Here is a 22847-nt window from a genome sequence, read left to right on the forward strand (position 1 = left end):
TGTTCAACGCTGTTTGCCTTGGCGGACCTCCACGATGGGCAGCATGGTGACGGTGGCGGGGTGGCCGAGCTCCCGTGGTGTGGGGCCAGCGGGTGTGGGGATGTCGGTGAGCCGGGCGAGGGGCGCATCGATGGCGGTGTGGCCGTCGTCGACCGCGGCGCGTTCGTCCTCGGTCAGCGGGATGGAGACGAACATGTGCTTCAAGTTCTCCTTAGCTTCGAAGAGTTGGGCCTTGCTGGAGCCCTTGGGGGTGTAGAAGTCGCAGCGGGCGCAGGCCATCCGGTGCTGGCATTGTTCGAAGAAGGAGTAGGTGCACCAGCCGTGGCCCAGGTCGTAGTACTGCCAGGGCTCGCCAGTGGCCGCCGCCCCAGAAGCGACGGCGTCGCGGTCGACAAGGACCTCGACGGTCCGCACGTTCCGGGCGAAGTAGCCGGCTTAGCGTCACCTGACGCCGCAACGTACGGGGCGGCTGCCAGTCCTGCCGCCCCGTACGGCTTCCCGTACGGCTTCCCGTGCGGTGCTCAACTGTCGGTCGGTGAGACGCCATTGATCCGGAGGTGCCTGTCGAACGCCCGTGGCAAAATCAGCGGGTGCAGATCGGGATACTGGGGCCATTAGAGGTTCGCACGGACGACGGCGGCGTGGCCGACGTGCCGGGTGCGCGGTTGCGCGGACTGCTGATCGCCCTCGCGCTCAAGCCGGGTCACGTGGTCCCGAAGGCGTCGCTCGTCGACTGGATCTGGGGGGAGAACCCGCCCGCCGAGGCGACGAACGCCCTGCAGCGCTTGGTTTCCCGGCTGCGGAAGGCACTGCCGGACGGCGTGGTCGAGGGGCAGACCGACGGCTACCGGTTGAGGGTGGAACCCGACGCCGTCGATGCCGTGCGGTTCGAACGCCTCGTCATCGCCGGCCAGACCCGCACCGAGGACGCCGCCCGGCGGGTGCGGCTGCTGCGCGAGGCCCTGGAGCTGTGGCGCGGTGCGGCCCTGCAGGACGGCGGTCTGCAGGACAGTGCCGCGTTCGACGGCGCGGTCGTCCGGCTCGAGGGGTTGCGCCTGACCGCCACGGAGGAGCGGGTCGATGCGGAGGTCACCCTGGGGCGCGGCGCGGAGTTGGTCACGGAGCTGACCGACCTGGTGGCCGCGCACCCGCTGCGGGAACGGCTCGTCGCCGCGCTGATGCGCGCCCTCGTCGCGGCCGGTCGCGACAGCGAGGCGCTGCTGGTGTACCAGCGTGCGAGGGACGCCCTGGCCGACGCGCTGGGCGTCGACCCCTCGCCGGAGCTGGCCGCGTTGCACGTCGCGCTGCTGCGGGGCGAGCTGGGGCAGGGCCTGCGGCAAAGGGAAGCGACCCGCAAGACCAACCTGCGTGCCGAGCTGACCAGCTTCGTCGGCAGGGACGCCGATGTCACGGCGGTCCGCGCGCTCATGGCCGAGCACCGGCTCACCACCGTCATCGGGCCGGGCGGCTCGGGGAAGACCAGGTTGGCCACGGAGACCGCGCGCACGCTGCTCGGCGACCTGGCGGACGGGGCCTGGCTGGTGGAGCTCGCCGCCATCGGCGCGGACGGCGACGTGGCCCAGTCGGCACTCGCCGGGCTCGGCCTCCGGGACGCCCCGCTCGGCGGGGCCCCCGAGGTGGAGCTGACGGACCGGCTCATCGCCGCGATCCGCGAGCGGGAGGCGCTGCTGATCCTGGACAACTGCGAGCACGTGATCGAGTCGGCGGCGGTGTTCGCCCACCGGGTGCTCGGGGAGTGCCGGCGGCTGCGGATCCTGGCAACGAGCCGGGAACCGCTCGGCATCACCGGGGAGGCGCTGTGGCCGGTTGAGCCGCTGGCCCTGCCGGAGGGGGACGCGGGCCGGGGCGAGATCGAGTCCTCACCCGCCGTCCGGCTGCTGCGGGACCGGGCCCGGGCGGTGCGCCGAGACCTCGCGGTCGACACCCGCGCGCTGGCGACGATGGTGCGCGTCTGCCGGGCGCTGGACGGGATGCCGCTGGCCATCGAGCTGGCCGCGGCCCGGTTGCGGACGATGTCCATCGGCCAGCTGGCCAACCGGCTCGACGACCGGTTCCGCCTGCTGACCAGCGGCAGCCGCACCGCGCTGCCGCGGCACAAGACGCTGCGCGCGGTGGTCGACTGGAGCTGGGAGCTGCTCACCGAGGCCGAGCGGATGGTCCTGCGCAGGCTCTCGGTGTTCTCCGGCGGGGCGGGTCTGGAAGCGGCCGAACGGGTCTGCGCGGGCGACGCGGTCGAGCCGGAGCAGGTGCTCGAGCTGCTCACCGCGCTCACCGAGAAGTCGCTGCTGCTCGCCGAGGGCGACCGTGCCCCGCGCTACCGCATGCTGGGCACGATCAAGGAGTACGCCGGGCACCGGCTCGCGGAGGCGGGGGAATCGGACCGGGCGCGCCATGCGCACCTCGCCTACTTCACCGAGCTCACCGAGACCGCTGAGCCGCACCTGCGCCGCGCCGAGCAGCTGGAGTGGCTGGCCACGCTCGGGGCCGAGCACGACAACATCGGTGCGGCGATGCGGGGCGCGCTCGCGGCGGGCGAGGCGCAGGCGGCGATGCGGCTCGCGGCCGGCGCCGGCTGGTACTGGTGGCTCGGCGGGCACCGGACCGAGGGCATGGAGCTGATCACCGCGGCCACCAGAACGCCCGGCGAGGTGACCGACGAGGTCCGGGCCGTGGTGTACGCGCTGGTCGTGCTGTTCGTGAGCTCCGGGCGGGGCGACGAGCGCCAGGCGGAGGAGTGGATCCGCGAGGCGCAGCGGTTCAGCCTGCGCAGCCGGTGCCGCTCCCCGCTGCTGGGGCTCGTCGCCGCGCTGGAACGCCTGCTGCGGGCGCCCGACGCGTTCCTTCCCGCGTTCGAGCCGCTGCTCGACAACGAGGACCCCTGGGTGCGCGCGCTGGCCAGGCTGCAACTGGGCAAGATGCGGATCGTGCTCGGCCAGGAGGGACGGGACGCGGACGCGTACCTGGAGGGGGCGCTCGCCGAGTTCCGGGCGCTCGGCGAGCGGTTCGGGATCTCGTTCGCCCTGACCGAGCTGGCGGACCGGATCGCCGTACGCGGCGAGTTCGCCCGCGCGTGCGAGCACTACGAGCAGGCGATCGCGGTCGTCACCGAGGTCGGTGCCACCGAGGACGTCATCCGGATGCGGTCGCGGCAGGCGCAGCTGTACTGGTTGCTGGGCGACGAGGACGCCAGCGCGGCCGCCCTCGCCGAGGCGCAGCGGTGCGCGGAGCGGGTCACCTGGCCGGACGCGCTGGCCGAACTGGCCCTCGCGAGGGCGGAACTCGCCCGGTGGGGCGGCAGGGCCGAGGAGGCGTACCAGCAACTCGGCGTCGTGACGGCCGTACTGGGCGACGAAGCGGAGCAGGCGAACATCCGCGCGGTGAGGCACGACCTGCTCGGCTACCTCGCCGACGACCTCGACGAGGCCCGGGCGCACCGCGCGGCGGCCTGCGCGGCGGCGTCCGAGGCGGGGTACGCGCCCCTGACCGCGCAGGTGCTCGTGGGGGTCGCGGACCTGGCACTGCGGCGCGACGAGCACGAGCAGGCGGCGCGGCTGCTCGCGGCGAGCGCGGATGTGCGCGGACTGCCGGACCGCTGCCACCCGGACGCGGCCCGGATCGAGCAGACCGCGCGCCGCCACCTCGGCGACGCCCGGTTCCTCGAGGCCACGCGGGAGGGGGCGCGGACCAACTGGTCTCAGCTGGTCGAGGCCACGCTCGCGTCCTGAACGCGGACCGTCCACACGTCCCGGAGAGGGGGTGCCCGACACGCTCGGCCGACCGCCCTACCGGGCCGTTTCCGTCCAGGTGACCGGCAGTTCGTGGACGCCGTAGATGTTCATGTCGGTCCTGAGCCTCACCTCGCTGGCGGGGACGGCGAGCCTGAGGGTCGGGAAGCGGCGCAGCAGTCCGTCGAAACCGGCGCGCATCTCGATGCGGGCCAGTTGCTGGCCGAGGCATTGGTGGACGCCATGGCCGAAGGACAGGTGACCGCGGGCATTGCGACGGATGTCCAGGGCGTCGGGGTTGTCGAAGCGCTGGGGGTCGCGGTTGGCGGCCAGCAACGAGACAACGACGGTCGATCCCTTGCCGATTGTTTCACCGCCGAGTTCGATGTCCTCCGTCGCGTAGCGGAAGAAGACGTCGGCAACGGACAGGTAGCGCATGAGTTCCTCGACGGCACCGGGCAGCAGATCCGGGTCGGCGCGCAGTTCGGTCAGCTGCTCGGGGTGCTCCAGGAGCGCGAAGGTGCCCAGTCCCAGCATGTTGGCGGTGGTCTCATGGCCCGCGAAGAGCAGCAGGAAGGCGATGCCGGTCAGCTCCTCGATGGTGAGGTCGTCACGGCGGGCCAGGTCGGACAGGATGTCCTCGCCGGGCTCGGCGCGTTTGCGCGTGCCCAGTTCGGCCAGGTACGTGGTCATGGCGCCGTACGCGGCCATCTTCTCGTCGAGCGACTGGTCCTTGACCAGGAACTTGGCGGAGTTGACCTGGAAGTTCTCCCGGTCCTCGTAGGGGACGCCGAGCAGTTCGCAGATCACCAGGGACGGCACCGGCAGCGCGAACTCCTTGACGAGATCGACCGGTGGGGTGAGGCGCGCCATCTCGTCCAGTTGCCGCTCGACGATGTCGGCGATGTGCTCTTCGAGCTGCTTCATGCGTCGTACGGTGAAGGCGCCGGTGAGCATGCGCCGCAGCCGGGTGTGGTCCGGCGGGTCCATGGCGACGAACAAGCCCGGCACCTGCGGGGACGGTTCGGTGGGGGCGGGCATGTTGGGGGTCTCGTACGGCAGGTGGAGAACGCCCAGGTCCTGGCGGGAGCTGAACCGGGTGTCGGCCATGAGCTGGCGGACCGCCTCGTAGCCGGTGACGAGCCAGCCCTCGTGCCCGTCGGGGAAGAGCATGGGGCTTACGGGGCGGGCCTCGCGCAGCCGGGTGATGTCGCGGGGTGGGTCGAAGGGACCCGCATCACGCTCCATGGGGAGGCCCTGTGGGACGGGAACAATGTGGCTCATTCGGAGTGCCTTTCGTGACCGTTGTTGTGGCCACGATTTCCGACGGGCCTGACATACGACTGTCACGGCTCTGACACCGACGGTGCCGGAAACACGGCCGCCGTCCAGGGGTGTTCCACGGGTCGGACTTGGCCACCGCCCCTGCCGCCCGCCCCTGCCGCCCGGCCGTGCCGTCCCCTGCCGGTGAACCGCCGTACACACCACTGACGAGGAGCGAACCGTGGCATACGACCGCACCGCATGGTCCCAGCACTACGACGACGGTCGCGGATTCCGGCCGCTGAGCGGCACCGAACGGGATCTGATCGCCCGGCACGCGCCCGCGCCGGACGGCGGGCGGGCTCTGGATCTGGGCTGTGGAACCGGCGAACTCGCCGTCGCCCTCACCGAACTCGGCTACACCGTCGATGCGGTCGACTTCGCCGAGGGCGCCCTGGCCCGCGCCCGAGCGGAACGGGCGGGCACCGAGCGGGTGCGGTGGCTGTGCCTGGACATCGAGCACGATGATCCGGCAGCGCTGGACGAGGACGGCTACGACCTGATCACGCTGCGCCTGGTGGTCCCGTTCCTGCACGACCGGGCCCGGGTTCTGCACAGCCTCGGTGTGCGGCTGCGGGCGGGCGGTGCGCTGGTGGTGATCACGCCGGTGGTGGCGAGCGCTCCGGAGGAGCGGCGGCACATCGCGCTGGACGAGGAGGAGCTGAGCCTGCTGGCCGAGGGGTGGTCGCAGGTGGCGCGGTTCGACGCGGAGGGCCTGGCGGTCCTCGTGCTGCGCGGCCCGGCCGGTGCCTACCGCGTGGCGGAGAAGGGCCGGCCGGAGCCGCAGTCGGTGGTCGGGGTGTGCGCGGTGGTCACCGACGGCTCCGGTCGCGTACTGCTCGGCCGGTCGACGACCGGCATGTGGGAGCTGCCGGGCGGACGCGTCGAGACCGGCGAGTCCTTTCCGGTGGCAGCGGTGCGGGAACTCGCCGAGGAGACCGGCCTGACGGCCTCGACCGACGACACGTACCTGCTGACGATCCTCCACGACGACCGGGCGGAGGTGCGGCGCCTGTCCGCGGTGGTCCGCGTGGCCGCGTGGGGCGGAACGCTCGGCCTGCCCGAGCCGCACCGGTTCCGGCGGTGGGAGTGGCACGACCTGCACGCCCTGGCCGGACTCGGAGCCGTATTCGCGCCCTCCGCACACGCCTTGGAAGCGGTGTGGCCCGGTGTCCTGCCCGGGCTGCCGCCGGTGCACTGCTACCCGCACGCGACCGTGCCTCGGGCGGTCGGCGGTGAGCCGGTCGAAGCGGTCCGCCTGCGGCAGGAGATGGCCGAGCGCGTCGTCGCGGGCGGCTGGGCGCACTCCACCGCGCTCCAGGACGCGCTGAGGACCGTGCCGCGGCACCGGTTCGCCCCAGAGAGCCCGTTGCGGACCGCCTATGACGACGGCCTTGCGGTCGTCACCCGCCGCGACGAGACCGGGAGGGCGGTCAGTTCGGTGTCGGCGCCCTGGCTACAGGCCGACATGGTCGAGAAGCTGCGGCTGGAACCGGGGATGACGGTGTTCGAGGGCCGGCTCCGGCGGCTACAACGCCGAGTTGATCGCCCGCGTCGTCGCCCCGGCCGGGCGGGTGGTGACCGTGGACCTCGATCCGTACGTCGTCCACCGCACCCAGCGCTTCACCGCCGAGGCCGGCAGCGGACGGGTGACGGTGCTGCTCGGCGACGGCAACCAGGGCGCGCCCCACCATGTCCCGCCCGGTGGGTTCGACGGCAGCATGATCACCCACAACTGCTGGGACGTTGCCCCGGCTTGGCGGGAGCAGTTGGCCGAGGGCCGGTACCTGGTGTTGCCGCTGGCGGTGCATGGCTACACCCGCGCCCTCGCGCTCCAGCGGCACGGAGACGTGCTGCACGCGCGGGACTGGACGTGCTGTGGGTTCGTCCGCGACCGTAGCGCGACCGCCCGCACCACCCCGACCACCGACCTGGCCGGGGGCGAACTCCAGCTGCGCCACGAGGACGGCACGTCCGCGGACGCCGCGGGTCTGGAGGAGGCGTTGCGCGGCGCACGGCACGAGGTGCCCACCGGCGTTACCGTCGCGGGGAGCGAGTCCTTCGAGACCCTCCAGCTCTATGCGGCCACCACTCTGCCGGCGTTCTGCCGTCTGGCCCACAACCGCTCCCGGGACACCAGTACGGCCGCCGTGCCGCGCGGCGCGGACGCCGCCACGGTCGAGGACGGTTCGCTGGCCTACCTCACCCACGTTCTGATCCGGGACGGACAGACCCCCCGGCAGCGCCGCTCGGAGTTCGTCGTCCACGCCTTCGGCCCGGCGGGGCCGGCGCTGGCGGAACGGATGGCCGCCTGTGTCCAGGCCTGGGACCGGTACGTCCGCGGGGCCGGCTACCCGCGGATGACCGTCCATCCCGCGGGCACTCCCGACCATGCCCTCCCCCACGGGCACCTCCTGGACAAGGCCTGCTCCCGCCTGGTCTTCCAGTGGCCGGACCAACCCCCGGCCCTACGGACCCCGACCGAAGCGGCGGCCCTCTCAAGGACCGGTTCCCGGCGGAGTGGTGGAGGGGTACGGGAGGTCGTCCCGGCTGTTGAGGCCCGCTCCTCGGCGACCTGCCAGTAGTTACCGTACGCACCACCCCCGTTACGGACGCTCCGCGCATCGGGACACCCCGGCGCTCCGCCGCGGCACCGTCGGAACAGCGCCCGCCGCACCATGGGGGCAGCTCGAAGAAGCACCCTGGCCGAGACGTCTGGCGCGCGACCGGTAGGGGGCGCGCTCGCGTCGCTGCTGGGGCAGCGACGGACGGGCGGCAGAGAGGCGGTGGTCCGGCGGGCTAGACCGACAGACGCAGCAGCGCCTCGTGATCGGCGGTGCCCGGCGGAGCCTGGTAGACGACCAGCCGCTGGCCGTCGCTGCGGGCCACGTCGAAGGCTTCGTACGTCAGCGTCATCCGGCCCGCCGTCGGATGCTGGTACACCTTGCGCCCATTGGTGCGCGCCCGGACGTCGTGGCGCTGCCACAGGGCGGCGAACTCGTCGCAGCGGTCGGTGAGTTCCTCGACGAGCTCGCGGATGTCCGGCGCGCCCGGGTACACCACGGCCGCGGCGCGCAAGTGGGCGACGATGCCATGGGCCACATCGTCCCAATGCACGTACAGCTTCCGGGCGGTGGGGTGCACGAAGGCGTAACGCGCCGTGTTGCGCTGTTCCTCGGGCCACTCCTCGATGCCTGGGAAGAGCCGTGACGCAGCCGGGTTGGCGGCCAGTACGTCGCTGGACCGGCTCAGCACACAGGCCGGATGGGGGTGAGTGAGGTCCAGCATGCGGCGGACCTCGTCCCGCACGGTACGGGACGCCCTGCTCCACCGCGTCCCGGCGGACGGCACCGATGCCCGACCGCTGCTCAACTCCGCGAGGTGGCGGCGCTCGTCGTCGGTCAGTCTGAGCACCCGCGCAATCGCTTCCAGGACCGCGGGGCCGGGCCGTTGCTGCTTGCCCTGCTCAAGACGCCGGTAGTACTCGGGGCTGACGCCGGCGAGGATCGCCACCTCCTCCCGCCGCAGCCCGGCGGTGCGCCGGCGACCCGCCGCCGGGGGCAGACCGGCCTCGTGCGGCGCCAGGCGGTCTCGCCGGCTCCGCAGAAAGTTCCCCAGCTCCGTCCTGTTCCGTACCTGTGCATCGTCCACCTATGCAGTGTGCAGGGAACGGCGCGGGCAAGGGGGGCTCTGGCAGGGCCCCCGTTCGCCGGGCCTCCCCGCCACGGCGTTCCGCGGGCAGGCTGAGCGCACCGCAGCGCTCCGCGCTTGGCGGTCGTGGCACGGAACGGGGGCGAAGGCCCACGGAGAGAGGACGGTGGGCTCTGCTGTGTCCGCTCAGGCTGAACTCACCCGCCCCAGGCGCCGTCTCGTCCTGGCGGTCTGTTGCACCAGCGTATTCCTCGGGAACCTCAACAACACGGTGCTCAATGTGGCGCTGCCCGCGATGCAGCGCGATCTGCACAGTTCGCTCTCCGGCCTGCAGTGGACCATCGACGCCTACCTCATCGTGCTGGCCGCGCTGCTGATGCTCGCCGGCTCCGCTGGAGACCGGCTGGGCCGCCGCCGGGTCTTCCGCACCGGACTGGCCCTGTTCAGCCTCGGATCGCTGCTGTGCGGCCTGGCCCCCGGACCGGGGTGGCTCATCGCCTTCCGCATCGTCCAGGCCGTCGGCGCCTCGATGCTGAACCCGGTGGCCATGTCGATCATCACCAACACCTTCTCCGCACCGCGCGAGCGCGCCCGGGCGATCGGTGTGTGGGGTGCGGTGCTGGGCGTCGCGATGGCGATGGGCCCGATCGTGGGCGGGGCGCTCGTCCAGGCCGTCGGTTGGCGGTCGATCTTCTGGCTCAATCTGCCGATCGGGCTGGCCGCTTTCGTCTGCGCCGCGCGCTGCGTACCCGAGTCCCGCGCGCCCCGGCCCCGCCGGCTGGACCCCGTCGGGCAGCTCCTGGTCATCGCACTGCTGGGCTGCCTGACGTACGCCATCATCGAGGCTCCCGGCACCGGCTGGACCGCCCCGAGCACCCTCGGCTGCGCGCTGGCCGCCCCGGCCGCGCTGCTGGCCCTGCTCCGCTACGAGAGCCGGCGCTCCGAACCCCTGGTGGACCTGCGGGTCTTCGGCAGCGCCGGGTTCAGCGGAGCCTGCGTCATGGCGGTGTGCTCGTTCTTCGTGCTCGGCGGCTTCCTCTTCCTCAACACGCTCTACCTGCAGAACGAGCGCGGACTGTCGGCCCTGGCTGCGGGGCTCCACCTGCTGCCCATGGCCGCGACGAACATCCTCACCGCACCGCTCTCCGGGCGGCTGACCGCCACCCGCGGCGCCCGGCTGCCCCTGCTGCTGGCCGGGGCGTCCACCGCCGCGGGCGGTGCGCTGCTCGCCGCCGGCGAGATCGGCACGAGCGGCGCGTCGCTCTTCGCCGCGTACGTCCTGATCGGCATCGGCGTGGGACTGGCCAACACGCCCCTCACCAACGCCGCCATGGCCGGTATGCCCACGGAGCAGGCGGGGGTCGCCGCGGCGATCGTCTCCACCGGCCGTCAGTTCGGCCAGGCGCTGGGCGTCGCCGTGCTCGGCGCTCTCCTCACCGCCGGGCTGCACTCCGGATCTGGCTTCGCGCAGGCGGTGCGCCCCGCGTACTGGACCGTCACCGCCTGCGGCGCAGTCATCGTCCTCCTCGCCCTGGTCACCGCCCGCCGCACCGCACCGCCCGCCGACGCTCCGCTTCCCGCGCATCGGCCGCCGGCCACCGGTCGAGCCGCACCGCGCCCCTGACACGGGTCCTGAAGTGGCCGGCGCCGTGCCGGGGCCTGCGGCCCAGGTTTGGGGGTGCGGGCCGACCCCGACCTTCCTGTCAGTGGGCGCGCAGGGCGCGCGGTGATCCGGTTCGGCTTCGTGCGGAGGTCGCTGGGGTCGGTCGGTCGGCCCGGAGGTGATCTCCGTCTACGGAGCTGTGCTCACCTCCGGGGCGTCGGCCGGGCCGGAACGCGGGCCGCGGTGGCCGGCTCGCCGCCCGCGCACCGCCGGGGGACCATGGAGTACGGACCGGTACGGGCCAGGCACCGGGAGGCACTCGTGGCGCACACCCACACCACCGACGTACTGATCGTGGGCGCCGGCCCGGTCGGGCTCAGCGCGGCCGCCGAACTCCGTCGCCACGGGGTGCGCTGCCGCCTCGTCGACCGTCTGCCGGCCCGCCTGCCGTACGCCAAAGCGGTCGGCATCCAGCCGCGCACACTGGAGATCTGGGACCGGATGGGCCTGGCCCGCACCGTTCTGGAAGCCGCAGTTCCGCTGCGCGGCCAGCTGATCTACGTCAACGGCCGGGAGCGGGCCCGGATCGACCTCACGCTGCCGCCCGAGGTGCCGTACGGATTCGCCGCGCTGCCGCAGTACGAGACCGAGCGCCTGCTCGAGGCGTACGTCGCCGGCCTGGGGACGGTCGTCGAACGCGGCACCGAGCTGCTGTCGTTCGCCCAGGACCGGGACGGGGTCACCGCCCGGCTGCGCACCGCCTCCGACACCGAGGAGGAGGTCCGCGCCCGCTATCTGATCGGCTGCGACGGAGCGCACAGCACCGTCCGCAAGGGGCTGAGGCTCCGTTTCGAGGGTGGGGCCTTCGCGGAGGAGTACATGCTGGCCGACGTCGAGGCCGACTGGAATCTGCCGCACGGATACGGCGTACGGTCCCTGCATCTCGCCGACGACGGTTCCACCGACGACCTGCTGGTCTGCATCCCGCTGCCCGGGGCCGGCCGGTACCGCATGTCGATGCTGGTCCCGCCCGCGCTCTCCCCACAGGTGACGGGTGATCAGCCCGCTCCGGGCGACGGCGTCGCGCACGGCCTGGAGGGAAGCCGCACCCCGGAACTGGCCGACATCCAGGCCGTTGTGGACCGCCTCTCCCCCAAGCTGGCCGTCCTCTCTCGGATGCGCTGGTCCTCCGTCTTCCGCATCAGCCACCGGATTGTCGACCGCTACGCCGAAGGCCGGGTGTTCGTCGCGGGCGACGCCGCCCACATCCACCCGCCCACCGGCGCCCAGGGCATGAACACCGGCATCCAGGACGCCTGCAACCTGGCCTGGAAGCTCGCCCTCGTCGTCCGCGGGGAGGCCGGGCCCGCCCTGCTCACCAGCTACGACGCCGAGCGGCGCCCGGTCGGCGAGGAGGTCGTCGGCCGGACCGTCCGGCACGCCGTCCACGGCATCGAAGCCGACCCCGACGCCCCGCGGACCCTGATGCTCCGCGAGGCCCAACTGCTCGTCGGCTACCGGGGCGGCCCGCTCGTCGGCAGGCCCTCCGGTCCGGCCGACGCGCCCCAGCCCGGTGACCGGGCACCGGACTGCACCGGACTGACCGTCCCCGTCGCCACCTACCCGTTGCGCCTGCTCGACGTCCTGCGCGGCCGCACGGGGCACGTGCTGCTTCTGTACGTGGCCGACCCTGCCGACCTGGCCAAGGCCGCCGAAGCCGCCGAAGCCGCCAGGGCCACCGGCGCACCGCTGATGGCCGACGGGAGTCCGGGCGCCGTCGAGCGCCCGGCCCCGGAGACCGGCCTGCAGGCCGTCGCCGTCCTCGCCCGGGGCGCCGCACCGGCCGCCCCCGACACCCTGGGCGTCCCCGGATACCGCGACGCCGCCGGGGAGTTCGCCCGGCTCTACCGCCCCGACGGCTCGACCAGCTTCCTGGTCCGCCCCGACGGGTACGTCGGGGCCCGCTTCCCGCTCACGGACACCGCGGCGGCCCTGTCCGACTACCTCACGGCCCTCTCCGCGCCGGCCTGAGCAATACGGAGCAGCGACCGCGGCCGCCGTTCCCGCGCTGTGGACAGGCCGCGGGCCGGTCTCCGGCTCCGGCTCCGGCTCCGGCTCCCCGAGCATGCCCCACCGTGTCCGGCCGTGTCCGGCCGTGGCGCAGAGCCGCTCCCCGTTGATCACAATTGGTGGCGGGGCGCGGGCTCCACCTCCTACGATGGCGGTACCCGGGGGAGGAGTTGGGCCACGTGGCGCGCACAAACGGACCTACTGGACAGGTATCCGGACCGGCGTCGGGCAATCGGATCGAGGTGGCGGTCGCCTGGACCTTCAGGCATCTCGACGGGGTCGTCGCCATCTCCGGCGCCACGGTCGTCGGCCTGTTGGACATCTTCAGCGACGCCGTCTCGGACAACGTCACCTCCGGCGCCACCCTGCTGGTGCTCGCCGCGCTGGTCTTCGGGTCGCTCACCGAGCGGCGGCGCCGGGTCGCCGACATCCGGGAGGCGACGGCCGGGACGCAGCAGGCGCTGGAAGACCTCGCCATGGTGCGGTCGTTGTCCGGGACGGAGGTACGGCGGGCGCTGGACGAGGCCCGTCAGAACACCGACCGCTGGGTGTTCAAGGGCGGCACCGGGACCTATCTACGAGCCGTCACGCTCCCCGAGTGCGTCCGCAAGGCGCAGGCGCAACGACGCTCGCTCACCATGAAGATCGACATCGTCAACCCCGCGGACACCCAGGCCTGCGAGGCCTACGCCCGCTTCCGGCGGACCTTCGACGGCGGGCAGGCGGACACGGCGCAGCGGCGGATGTGGAGCGCGGAGCGCACCCGCAAGGAGTCGTACGCCACCGTCCTGGCGGCCTGCTGGCACAAGCAGCGGCTGGACGTGCTGGAGATCGACATCCATCTGTCCTCGGTGGTCCCCACCCTCCGGTTCGACCTGACCGACTCGTGCCTGATCATCACCCAGGACGACCTGCGGCGGGTCAACCTCCTTGTGGAGCGGGGGCGTCCGCTCTACGACTACTACCTCACCGAGCTGCACCAGGCCCGGGAGCAGGCGGCTGCGCTCGACCTGCACCGCGCGGTGCCGCTGAGCGACGAGCCCACCGTGGACGAGGTGCGCCAGCTCTTCGAGGCCCTGGACCTCGCGCTCCCCACCACCGTCAGCGACCGAGACGTCGGCGAGATCATCGAGAAGGCCCTGCACGCGGAGGACCCGTACCGGAACTGACCTCTGCCGCCCTTGCCGGCCGCTCGCCGATCGTGGAGGAAGGAGGACCCTTGTACACCTTGTCCAGTGCTGCTCCCGCCACCGCTGCGGCGGGCGTGGTCCGACGTACCACCCGGGTACCTGATGTGACGTTACGTCAGGAATTGGGGCCGCGGTCCGGGAAACGGAGCACCCCGTGGGAGGTCAGGTGAGCCGCCTGAGGCCGGATCCTCTGGACTACGGCCTGCTCGAACGGGCCGTCGGACGGGACGGCGGGACCGAGACGCTCTTTGCCACGGCCACCGCCGGACTCGAGGAGATCGCCTCCGGGCGGCGTGCGCTGCGCGCGGTGCGCCACCCGCTCGGCTTCTTCTGCCTGCCGGTGCTGCGCGACGGGGACCGGGGCATCTGTGTGCACATCTTCGAGCCCGGCGCCGCGGACCCCGCCGCACTCGTCACCTCGCCCATGCACTGCCACAGCTGGGAGCTGACCAGCTTCGTGCTCCACGGCGAGGTCGGGAATCTGCGCGTCCGTGTGCGTCCCGACCACGAGCAGCCCACCCACCGCGTCTTCCAAGTGCACAGCAGCCCGTCCGGCACCGACGATATCCGGCCGACTTCGCAGCTGGTCCGCTGCGAGCCCGGCGCCGCGCAGACCAGTGGCCGCGGGCAGACCTACCGGCTGCCGGCAGGCGCCTTCCACCGCACCGACGTCCCGACCGGGAGCACCGCGGCCACCCTGGTCCTCGGCCGTTCGCTCCCCGCGCACACCGATCTGTCCCTAGGACCGCTGCACGGCGCCCGGCACCGGGTGGTACGACAGACATGTGACGCCGCGCAGACCGCCCGGACAGCGCGGTCCGCGCTCAGGAGGATCCATGGTCAGCACCCCGAGTGACCCGGCCGGCCCGCAGGAGGCCCCGGAATCCGGCGTGCCGGGGCCGTGCGCGCCGGAGGCGTTCGCCACCGCGCGGTTCGCGGCCGAGCACCGGTTGGCCGTCGCCACCGCGCGCGAGGCCGGTGCGCTGGTGCGCTCCCGCTTCCAGGGCGAGTACGGCATCCAGCCCAAGGGCGACCGCGGCGATGTGGTCACCGACCTCGATCTGCTGGCCGAGCGGCTCGTCGTGCGGCGCATCCGCGAACGCTTCCCGCACGACCGGATCCTGTCCGAGGAGGCCGGAGCGCTGGAGGCGCACTGCGCACCCGCGCCGGGGCCGCGCAGGACCTGGCTGGTCGATCCGCTCGACGGGAGCAACAACGTCGTCATCGGCCTGCCCGCCTACGTCGTCGGCGCCGCCCTCTGTGTGGACGACGAACCCATGGTCGGCGTCGTCCACGACCCGGTCATGGACCAGACCTGGTCGGCGCTGGCCGACTGCGGGGCGTACGGCCCACAGGGACGGATGACGGGCCCCGCCGGCCCGCTCGCCGCCTCCGGGCCGCTGCTCGCCTGGACCCAGGGGCACGGCGTCGCTCGCGACGACCCGGCCGCCCGCGCCCTGAAGTCGGCCCTGGAGACGGGCTCCCGCCGTCTGTTGCAGCTGTGGGCGCCGCTGCTGACCTGGTCCATGCTCGCCCGCGGCGACATCGACGGGTTCGTCGGCTACCGGGCCGAGGCCATCGACTTCCCCGCCGGTGCGCTGCTCGCGGTGGAGGCGGGGCTGGAGATCCGGGCGCTGGACGGCGGCGCGTTCCAGGGCTCGCTGGCCGGGCCCGACACCGACCGCAGCTTCGTCGCGGGGCGGCCGCAGGACATGCCGCGGCTGCTGGATCTCGTCCGCCGGAGTCGGGCCCTCGCTCTCGTGCGCCAGGCCCACTGAGCGCGGGCGTCGCTCCTACGGGGGTGCCGGATGCCCGCCACCGCCCCACGGCACGTGGGACCCCGCGTGGACGAACGAACCGCCTTCCGGTCAGCGGCCGTTCGCCCGACCAGTCCCCCGGTCAGCGCCGTTCGCCTGACCAGCGGCCGTCGCCCGGCCAGTGGCCGTTCGTCTGATCAGCGGCCGTTCCCCCGTTCCGCGCGCGCTCGCGCCGTCCTCACCCCGTCGCCGCGAGCGCGGCCGTGGCCGCCAGTAGGGCGCCCACCGCGAGAACCGCGCCGGTCGCCATGAAGCTCCGCAGCGGCACCCGTACGCCCTGCGCATGGCAGCGCTCGAACCACAGCAGCGTGGCCAGTGACGCCCACGGGGTCACCACCGGGCCCACGTTGGTGCCGATGAGCAGCGCCAACAGCTGGGAGTGGTTGGCGAGCGGAACGGCCGACTCCCCCGCCAGATAGACGGGCAGGTTGTTGAGGACGTTCGACAGGCCGGCGCCGACCGCCGAGGCGCGGAACATGCCCGGCACTCCCCCGTCCGTGCCCACTGCCGAGGTCAGCAGCTCGTGCAGCCCGTTGACGTTGACCGTCTCCACCACCAGGAACATCCCCGGCACCATGACGAGCAGCCGCCACGGCACCAGCGACGGTCGCAGGCTGGACCGGCGCCGGACCGCGAAGGCGGCCACCGCGACCGCCGCCGCGGCGGCGGACGCCGCCCACAGCGGCACATCGGCGACCAGGATGGCCACCAGGAACCCCGCACAGGCGACCGCGCACACCCGGAACAGCACGGGGTCCCCCGGGCGGTGCGCTTCCGGCGGCCGGTAGGTGTCCGCCCCGCGCCGTCCCCGGCGCCAGAAGAACAGCCACAGGCAGCCCATCGTCACGACGATGGCCGCGAGTTGGGGCGCCCACATCGTGGCGGCCATCTCCGTGGGGCGCAGCGCCACCCGGTTGGCGGCGAGCAGATTCGTCAGGTTGGACACCGGCAGCAGCAGACTGGCGGTGTTGGCGAGCCACACCGTCGTCATCGCCAGCGGTACCGGGGCGATCCCCACCCGGGTGGCGAGGGCCAGCATCACCGGGGTCAGCAGCACCGCCGTGGTGTCCAGATTCAGGGTGATCGTGGTGATCGAGGCGAACGCCACGCACAGCACGAACAGCCGTCCGTAGCCGCCCCGCCCGGCACGGGCCACGCCCGACGCGACGACGTCGAAGACCTCCGCCTCGCTGGTGAGTTCGGCGAGCACGATGACCGTGCCCAGGAAGGCGAGGAGCGGACCGATCCGGACCATGGCATGGCCGGCGGATTCCGCGGGGAGCAGGCCCGTCGCCAGGAACAGCAGACCGCAGGCGAGGAGCCCCCCGGCCAACCAGTCCAGCGGATGCAGGCGTCGTATGGCACGCACACGCAAAAGACTAAACGGTGAGCGGCCGGTTGACGATGGCTCCTAGGATGACGGACATGGTGGCTCGTCAGGAATGCGGACAACCCGAAACCCGACCGGAACCAGGCCCGTTGGACTTCTTCATCAGCTATTCGCCCGCCGACGAGCGATGGGCCTCGTGGATCGCCTGGACGCTCGAGGAAGCGGGCTACCGGACGGTCCTCCAGGCTTGGGACTTCGTCCCGGGCACGAACTTCGTGGACTTCATGGACCGCGGGGTCAGCGAGTCCGCCGCGGTCATCGCCGTGCTCTCCAGCAATTACGAGCGCTCCCGCTACGGACGCATGGAGTGGCAGGCCGCGCTGCGCGCCGACCCCGACGCCCCGGAGCGGAGGCTGCTGACCGTCCGGGTCGAGGACATCCCCGTCGAGGGGCTGCTCGCCACCATCACCTACGTCGACCTGGTCGGTGTCGCGGACACCGCCGCCGCCCGCGAGCTGCTGCTCACCCGGGTCGGCCAGGCCGTCGACGGAAGGGCCCGGCCCGCCCACCGGCCCGGCTACCCCGGCGGCCCGGCCGCCGGCGCCGACGCCCCGGCCGGGGCCCCGCGCGGCCCGTCCGCGGGAGGCCGGCCGCTCGGCGTCCCCGGCTGGGCCGGCCGTCGCCGCCCGGCGGTCCCTCCGCAGTATCCGCAGGCGTCCGGGGCGAACCACGCCCGGGAGGCCGTCACCGTGCTGCACCTGGCGGGGCCCTCCTTCGGGCGCGGCCAGGACCCGGCCGAACTCCAGGCGGCCATCTGGGGCGACCTGGTCGAGCTCACGGACGCCGGCGCCCCCGCTCCCGACCTGCTGGTCGTCACCGGCGACCTCACCGCCTCGGGCAGCCCCCGCGAATGCGACCAGGCCCTCAGTTTCCTCACCGGTCTGCGGTCGCTGCTCGGCCTCGAACCGCACCGCCTCGCCGTGGTGCCCGGCGGCCAGGACGTCAGCCAGGCCGCCTGCCGCGCGTACTTCCACACCTGCGAGGCCGACGAGATGCAGCCCCGGCCGCCGTACTGGCCCAAGTGGCGGCACTACGCGCGGCTGTTCCACGAGCTCTACCAGGGCCTCGACGTCATCTTCGACAGCGACCAGCCGTGGAGCCTCTTCCCGGTCCCGGAGCTGCGCACGGTCATCGCCGGCCTCAACTCCTCGATGGCGTACAGCCACCGGCCCGACGACCAGTACGGCTGGCTCGGCCCCGAGCAGACCGCCTGGTTCGCCCAGGCCCTGCGCCCGTACGAGCAGGAGGGCTGGCTGCGGCTGGGCGCGCTGCGGCACCCGGTGGCCGACGACGAGGGCCGCGCCGGCTCCGGGCACGGGCCCGGCCCGCTCCGCGACACCGCCGCCCTGGCCCGACTCACCGCGCCCCGGCTGCACCTCCTGCTGCACGGGCCCAGCGGGGACCGGCGCGCCGGCACCGCCTCCGGCACCCCGCCCCTCCCGCTCACCACGGGCGAACTCCCCGTGTACGGCGCCGCCGGACCGGCCCGCCACCAGCTGCTGCGCCTCACCCGCGACGGCCTCACCCGCTGGTGGGAGCGCCCCGACGCCGAACCGGAGCATGTCGAAGCCGCATGGCAGCGCGCCCGGAGCGTCTTCGGTCCGCCGCGCCGGCAGCCGGGCACCGACGCCGAGACGTCCGAGGCGTCCGGGGCGGCGTCCGGGGCCTTCCTCCCGGAGGCCGCCGAGCCCGGTGTGCCGGACCCCGAGCCGGGGCGCGAGGCCCGTTCCCTCGACGACCCGCTGGAGGAGTTGGTCGCCCGCGTCGCCGAGGTCTGCCGCACCCGCCATGACGGTGCCCAGCTGCGGCGGGTCGCCGGGAGCCTGCCGCAGTTGCTGGTCACCTGGTCCGAGTCCGGGTTCGTCCGGCAGCAGCGGGTGGCCGTCCACCACGGCACGCCCGCCGCCGAGGACATCGACGGCTTCATCGACCATGTGCACGCCTCCGACACCGAGCCGGACGCCGAACTCGTCCACGACGGGCCGGCGCCGGCGCGGGAGCTGCGCGAACGGGCCCGCCGCCGGGGCATCCGCGTGCGCAGCTTCACCGAGTTCCAGGGGCTGTTGGACCTGCGTGACTACGTCGCGGCGCAGACCGAGCGGCTGCGGACCGACCAGCGCTACCGGCCCGACCTCTACCTCCCGCAGCGCTACCGGGAGATCGAACGGCCGGGCGGCGAGGAGCGCGACGGGCTGGTCGAGGACATGCTGCGGCTGCTCGACGCCGATCACGGCCGGTTCCTGCTCCTCCTCGGGGACTTCGGGCACGGCAAGACCTTCGCGCTGCGTGAACTCGCCCGCCGCATCCCCGAGGAGATGCCGCACCTCGTACCGCTGTTCATCGAGCTGAACACCCTGGACCGGGCGTACTCGCTGGACGGCCTGGTCGCCGCGCACCTGGCCAACCACGGTGTCGACTCGGTCAACCTCCGCGCCTTCCACTACATGTTCCAGCAGGGCCGGATCGTGCTGCTCTTCGACGGCTTCGACGAGCTGGCGAACCGGGTGAGCTACGAACGGGCCACCGACCGGCTGCAGGTCCTGCTCGACGCCGTGGTGGACAACGCCAAGGTCGTCGTCAGCAGTCGTACCCAGCACTTCAAGTCCCAGAGCCAGGTGCTCACCGCCCTCGGTGAGCGCGTCGGGCTGCTCCCGCAGCGCCGGGTGCTCGCCCTGCAGGAGTTCACGCCCCAGCAGATCCGCACCTACCTGGCCAACCGCTACGGCGACGAACAGGCCGCCGAGCGCCGGGTGCGGCTCCTGGAGGGCATCCCCGACCTGCTGGCCCTGTGCCGCAACCCGCGGCTGCTCAGCTTCGCCGCCGACCTCGACCACGACCGGCTGCGCGCCGTCGCCGGCGCCGGGCGCGCGCTGAGCGCCGCCGGCCTGTACGAGGAGGTCCTCACCTCCTGGCTGCAGTACGAGGAGCGGCGCGGCCAGGGCGGCACCGGCGCGGCCCCCGGGATGCCGCTGGACCAGCGGTGGAACGCCGTCACCACACTCGCCCTGCGGATGTGGTCCAGCGGCCAGAACACCCTGAGTCTGGACGAACTCACCGATGTGGCGGGCGCGTTGACGGGTCTTGCGGACCTCCGGCTCTCCGTGCCGGAGGCCGCGCACACCATCGGGTCCGGCAGTCTGCTGGTGCGCAGCGACGAGGGCCTGTTCCAGTTCATCCACAGCTCCATCGTGGAGTGGCTGGTGGCCCGCGAGGCGGCGACCCGGCTCGCCCGCGGTGAGCACGAGCTGTTGGCACGCCGCCCGCTGAGCCGGCTCACCATCGAGTTCCTCTGCGACCTCGCCGACCACCGCACCTGCCAGGAGTGGGCGGAGCGGGTCCTGGACAGCCGGGACGACGTCGACGGGGCCGGGCAGCGGCGCGGGCAGGCCGACGAGGTCGCCCGGTCCAACGCGGTCAAGGTCCTCGCCCGGCTCCGGGTGCCCGCCCACACCGACCTGCGCGGCGCCGCCCTGGCCGGTGAGGACCTCTCGCACCGTGACTTCTCCGGCGTCGACCTCACCCGTGCCGACCTCACCGATGCCCGGCTCGTCGGCGCCAACCTCTCCGGAGCGGTGCTGTTCGAGGCCCGTCTGGTCGGCGCCCGCCTGGACCGCGCCGACCTCACCGGTGCCGACCTGCGCGGCGCCGACCTGCGGCGTACCCGGCTGATCCGTGCCGACCTGCGCGGCGTGCGGACCGAGAACAGCCACTGGCACCGGGCCGCGCTGATCGACGCGACCCTCGACGAGGACACCCTGCGCAGGCCCGAATTGCGCTCCGCCGCCCTCGCGCCCGGCATGCCCGTCGACGCGGGCTTCCGCCCCTCCGCGGTCGGCGTTCCCTACGGCTTCGGCATGCAGTCCGTCCGACTGCCCGAGCCGGTCTCGTACAGCACCGACGGCGAGCTGCTCGCCGTCGGCAGCGAGGACGGCGGGGTCCTGGTGTGCGACGCCGCCACCGGTACCGCGCTGCGCACCCTGCAGGGGCACGTCGGCCGGGTCTACGCGGTCAAGTTCCGCCAGGGCCTGCTCGCCACCGGCGGGGCCGATGGCACGGTCCGGCTGTGGGACGCCGTCTCCGGCGCCTGCCGCCATACGCTCAGCATCCACCCGAACGGCGTGTGGCCGGTCTCCCTGGACGCGGACGGCACGCTGCTCGCCACCGGCGACGCGGAGGGCACCGTCACCCTGTGGGACACCGCGTCCGGCACCCGGCGGCACGAACTCCTCGGCCACACCGCCCCCGTCTTCACCGCGGTGTTCAGCCCCGACGGCCGCACCCTGGCCACCGGCGACTCGGGTGCCGGCGTCCGGCTGTGGGACGTGGCCTCGGGGCGGCTGCGCACCGAACTGCCCGGGCACGAAGGCGTCTGCAACCGGACGCAGTTCAGCCCGGACGGCACCCTATTGGCCACCGGCGACAACAGCGGCACCGTACGGGTGTGGGACGTGGCCTCGGGCCGGCTCCGGCACGCTTTCACCGGCCACACCGGGCGCGTCTACACCCTGGACTTCCACCCGAGCGGTGCGCTGCTCGCCAGCGGTGACACCGACGGTCAGGTGCGGCTGTGGGACCCGGTGACCGGCGCGCAGGCCGGGCAGCCCGGCCGCGGCGGCGGCGCCGTCTACCAGGTGGTGTTCGACGCGGACGGCACCCTGCTGGCGGCCGGTGACAGCGACGGCGCGGTCCGGCTGTGGCGGGTGCAGCCCGCCGCCGGGTCCGACCGCCGGGCCGGCCGCCCGGACCGCGCCGGCGAGGCGTCCGCATGGTCAGTGTCCCCGCTGCGCCAGCAGCCCGCCGATCACCGCGGTTCCGTGTGGACCTGCAGGTTCCGGCCCCGCGGCGGTCTCGGCGAGACCGAGTCCGGTCCGCTGCTGGTGACGGCCGGCAACGACGGGGTGGTGCGCCTCTGGGACACCACCAGCGGCCAGGGCCGTCGCATCCTGCGCGGCCACGGCCGCCGGATCACCACCCTGGCGTTCAGCGCCGACGGCGGGTACCTCGCGGCCAGCAGCAACGACGGTGTCGTCCGGTTGTGGGAGCCCGCCACCGGCCGCCGCCTACGGGAGCTCACCGGCCACAGCGACCGCCTGGTGTCGGCCGTCTTCAGCCCCTCCGGAGCGGGCGGGGCGCTGCTGGGCACCTCCAGCAACGACGGTGACGTCTACCTGTGGAACGCCGCCACGGGCGAGTACCAGCGGGAGATCGACGCCGAGACCGACCATGTGTGGGCCGAGGCCTTCAGCGGCGACGGCGAGCTGCTGGCCACCGCCAACGACGACGACACCGTGCGCCTGTGGTACCGCAGCACCGGCACGCACGTCACCACCCTGTCCGACCACCGGGGACGGGTGCGGTCCATCGTCTTCAGCGCCGACGGCACACGGCTGTCGACCGGCTGCGACGACCGTCTCGTACGCCTCTGGGACGTCCCCGACGGCCGTCTGCTCGCCGAACTCGACGCGCACCGCGACCGGGTGTACGCGGTGGTCTTCGGAGCCGGCGGCTCCTGGCTGGCCAGCGCGTCCTGGGACGGCGAGGCGATCATCTGGGTCGACGGCCTGCCGCAGCACCGGCTCCGCGGGCACTCCGGTCGGCTGTGGACCGCCTCCGCGCACCCGAGCCGCCCGCTGCTGGCCACGGCCGGCGACGACCGCATCGTACGGCTGTGGGACTGCCGTACCGGCGAGGAGACCGGCCAGCTGACCGGTCACACGGGCCGGATCCTGGCGACGGCGTTCAGCCCGGACGGCTCGATGTTCGCCAGCGGCGGCGAGGACGGCACGGTCCGCCTGTGGACCGTGCCCGAGGAGGGCGACCCGTCCCCGCACGCCACGCTGATCGGGGTACCGGGTGGCTGGGCCGCGCTCACCCCGTCCGGCGGCTACAAGTACGAGGGCGATATCGCGGGCGAGTTCTGGCATGTGGTGGGCATGTGCCGCTTCGAGCCGGGCGAACTCGACGGCCGCCTTCCGGGGGTCCGCCAACTGCCGCTGCCCGCACCGCTCGACGACGGCACCGCGGGCGGGAACGCCGCGGAAGGGAACTGAGCCGGTC

12 protein-coding genes and 2 pseudogenes are annotated in these 22847 nt (G+C 73.4%); 10 read left to right on the plus strand and 4 right to left on the minus strand.

Features of this window, described 5'->3' with window-relative positions; translation table 11 throughout:
• Positions 1-3 precede the first annotated feature (3 nt).
• The gene (locus AB0G84_RS12280) at positions 4-414 is read right to left on the minus strand and encodes a hypothetical protein (protein ID WP_361318883.1); all 411 of its coding nucleotides are present in this window, start codon (positions 412-414) and stop codon (positions 4-6) included.
• Positions 415-590: 176 nt separating this feature from the next.
• Here AB0G84_RS12280 and AB0G84_RS12285 point away from each other — a divergent pair, with 176 nt between their 5' ends.
• A complete protein-coding gene (locus AB0G84_RS12285) occupies positions 591-3746 on the plus strand; it encodes a BTAD domain-containing putative transcriptional regulator (protein WP_361318885.1) in 3156 nt (1051 codons plus the stop codon).
• Between the two features lie 57 nt (positions 3747-3803).
• On the opposite strand, the gene AB0G84_RS12290 is transcribed toward AB0G84_RS12285, so the two are convergent.
• Positions 3804-5030, minus strand: coding sequence for a cytochrome P450 (locus AB0G84_RS12290; protein ID WP_361318887.1), 1227 nt, complete (start codon positions 5028-5030; stop codon positions 3804-3806).
• Positions 5031-5250: 220 nt separating this feature from the next.
• On the opposite strand from AB0G84_RS12290, the pseudogene AB0G84_RS12295 reads away from it, so the two are divergent.
• The 3 genes and pseudogenes from AB0G84_RS12295 to AB0G84_RS12305 form a co-directional block, all read left to right on the plus strand.
• Positions 5251-6522: pseudogene (locus AB0G84_RS12295) on the plus strand (NUDIX domain-containing protein); the annotation flags it as partial.
• 124 nt (positions 6523-6646) lie between these two features.
• Positions 6647-6856 (plus strand): annotated as a pseudogene (locus tag AB0G84_RS12300) (methyltransferase, FxLD system); the annotation flags it as partial.
• Between the two features lie 63 nt (positions 6857-6919).
• Positions 6920-7654 carry a hypothetical protein gene (locus tag AB0G84_RS12305; RefSeq protein ID WP_361319273.1) on the plus strand — a complete coding sequence of 245 codons (735 nt, stop codon included), beginning with the start codon at positions 6920-6922 and terminating at the stop codon, positions 7652-7654.
• Between the two features lie 214 nt (positions 7655-7868).
• On the opposite strand, the gene AB0G84_RS12310 is transcribed toward AB0G84_RS12305, so the two are convergent.
• Entirely contained in the window at positions 7869-8720 is an 852-nt protein-coding gene (locus tag AB0G84_RS12310; RefSeq protein ID WP_361318889.1) for a helix-turn-helix transcriptional regulator, read from the minus strand.
• 178 nt (positions 8721-8898) lie between these two features.
• On the opposite strand from AB0G84_RS12310, the gene AB0G84_RS12315 reads away from it, so the two are divergent.
• The 5 genes from AB0G84_RS12315 to AB0G84_RS12335 all read left to right on the plus strand — a co-directional run bounded on the left by AB0G84_RS12315 (position 8899) and on the right by AB0G84_RS12335 (position 15361).
• Positions 8899-10344, plus strand: coding sequence for an MFS transporter (locus AB0G84_RS12315; RefSeq protein WP_361318891.1), 1446 nt, complete (start codon positions 8899-8901; stop codon positions 10342-10344).
• Positions 10345-10644: 300 nt separating this feature from the next.
• Positions 10645-12354 carry an FAD-dependent monooxygenase gene (locus AB0G84_RS12320; RefSeq protein WP_361318893.1) on the plus strand — a complete coding sequence of 570 codons (1710 nt, stop codon included), beginning with the start codon at positions 10645-10647 and terminating at the stop codon, positions 12352-12354.
• 218 nt (positions 12355-12572) lie between these two features.
• Complete coding sequence (locus tag AB0G84_RS12325) at positions 12573-13562, plus strand: hypothetical protein (RefSeq protein ID WP_361318895.1); 990 nt, start codon at positions 12573-12575, stop codon at positions 13560-13562.
• Between the two features lie 187 nt (positions 13563-13749).
• Complete coding sequence (locus AB0G84_RS12330; RefSeq protein WP_361318897.1) at positions 13750-14439, plus strand: hypothetical protein; 690 nt, start codon at positions 13750-13752, stop codon at positions 14437-14439.
• On the plus strand, positions 14420-15361 hold the full coding sequence (locus AB0G84_RS12335; protein WP_361318899.1) for an inositol monophosphatase: 942 nt from the start codon (positions 14420-14422) through the stop codon (positions 15359-15361). The genes AB0G84_RS12330 and AB0G84_RS12335 overlap by 20 nt, the downstream gene beginning before the upstream one ends.
• Before the next feature lie 217 nt (positions 15362-15578).
• On the opposite strand, the gene AB0G84_RS12340 is transcribed toward AB0G84_RS12335, so the two are convergent.
• The gene (locus AB0G84_RS12340) at positions 15579-16769 is read right to left on the minus strand and encodes an SLC13 family permease (protein ID WP_361318901.1); all 1191 of its coding nucleotides are present in this window, start codon (positions 16767-16769) and stop codon (positions 15579-15581) included.
• A 56-nt stretch (positions 16770-16825) separates the two neighbouring features.
• Here AB0G84_RS12340 and AB0G84_RS12345 point away from each other — a divergent pair, with 56 nt between their 5' ends.
• Positions 16826-22840 carry a TIR domain-containing protein gene (locus AB0G84_RS12345; protein ID WP_361318903.1) on the plus strand — a complete coding sequence of 2005 codons (6015 nt, stop codon included), beginning with the start codon at positions 16826-16828 and terminating at the stop codon, positions 22838-22840.
• Positions 22841-22847: the final 7 nt, after the last annotated feature.

The sequence above is a fragment of the Streptomyces sp. NPDC020742 genome, assembly GCF_040641675.1.
In the GTDB taxonomy this organism is placed as follows: Bacteria; Actinomycetota; Actinomycetes; order Streptomycetales; family Streptomycetaceae; genus Streptomyces.

Excerpts from the sequence above, each read along its gene's own strand:
- AB0G84_RS12345 (WP_361318903.1), top strand. The coding sequence starts at position 16,826 with ATGGTGGCTCGTCAGGAATGCGGACAACCCGAAACCCGACCGGAACCA.
- AB0G84_RS12290 (WP_361318887.1), bottom strand. The coding sequence starts at position 5,030 with ATGAGCCACATTGTTCCCGTCCCACAGGGCCTCCCCATGGAGCGTGAT.
- AB0G84_RS12335 (WP_361318899.1), top strand. The coding sequence starts at position 14,420 with ATGGTCAGCACCCCGAGTGACCCGGCCGGCCCGCAGGAGGCCCCGGAA.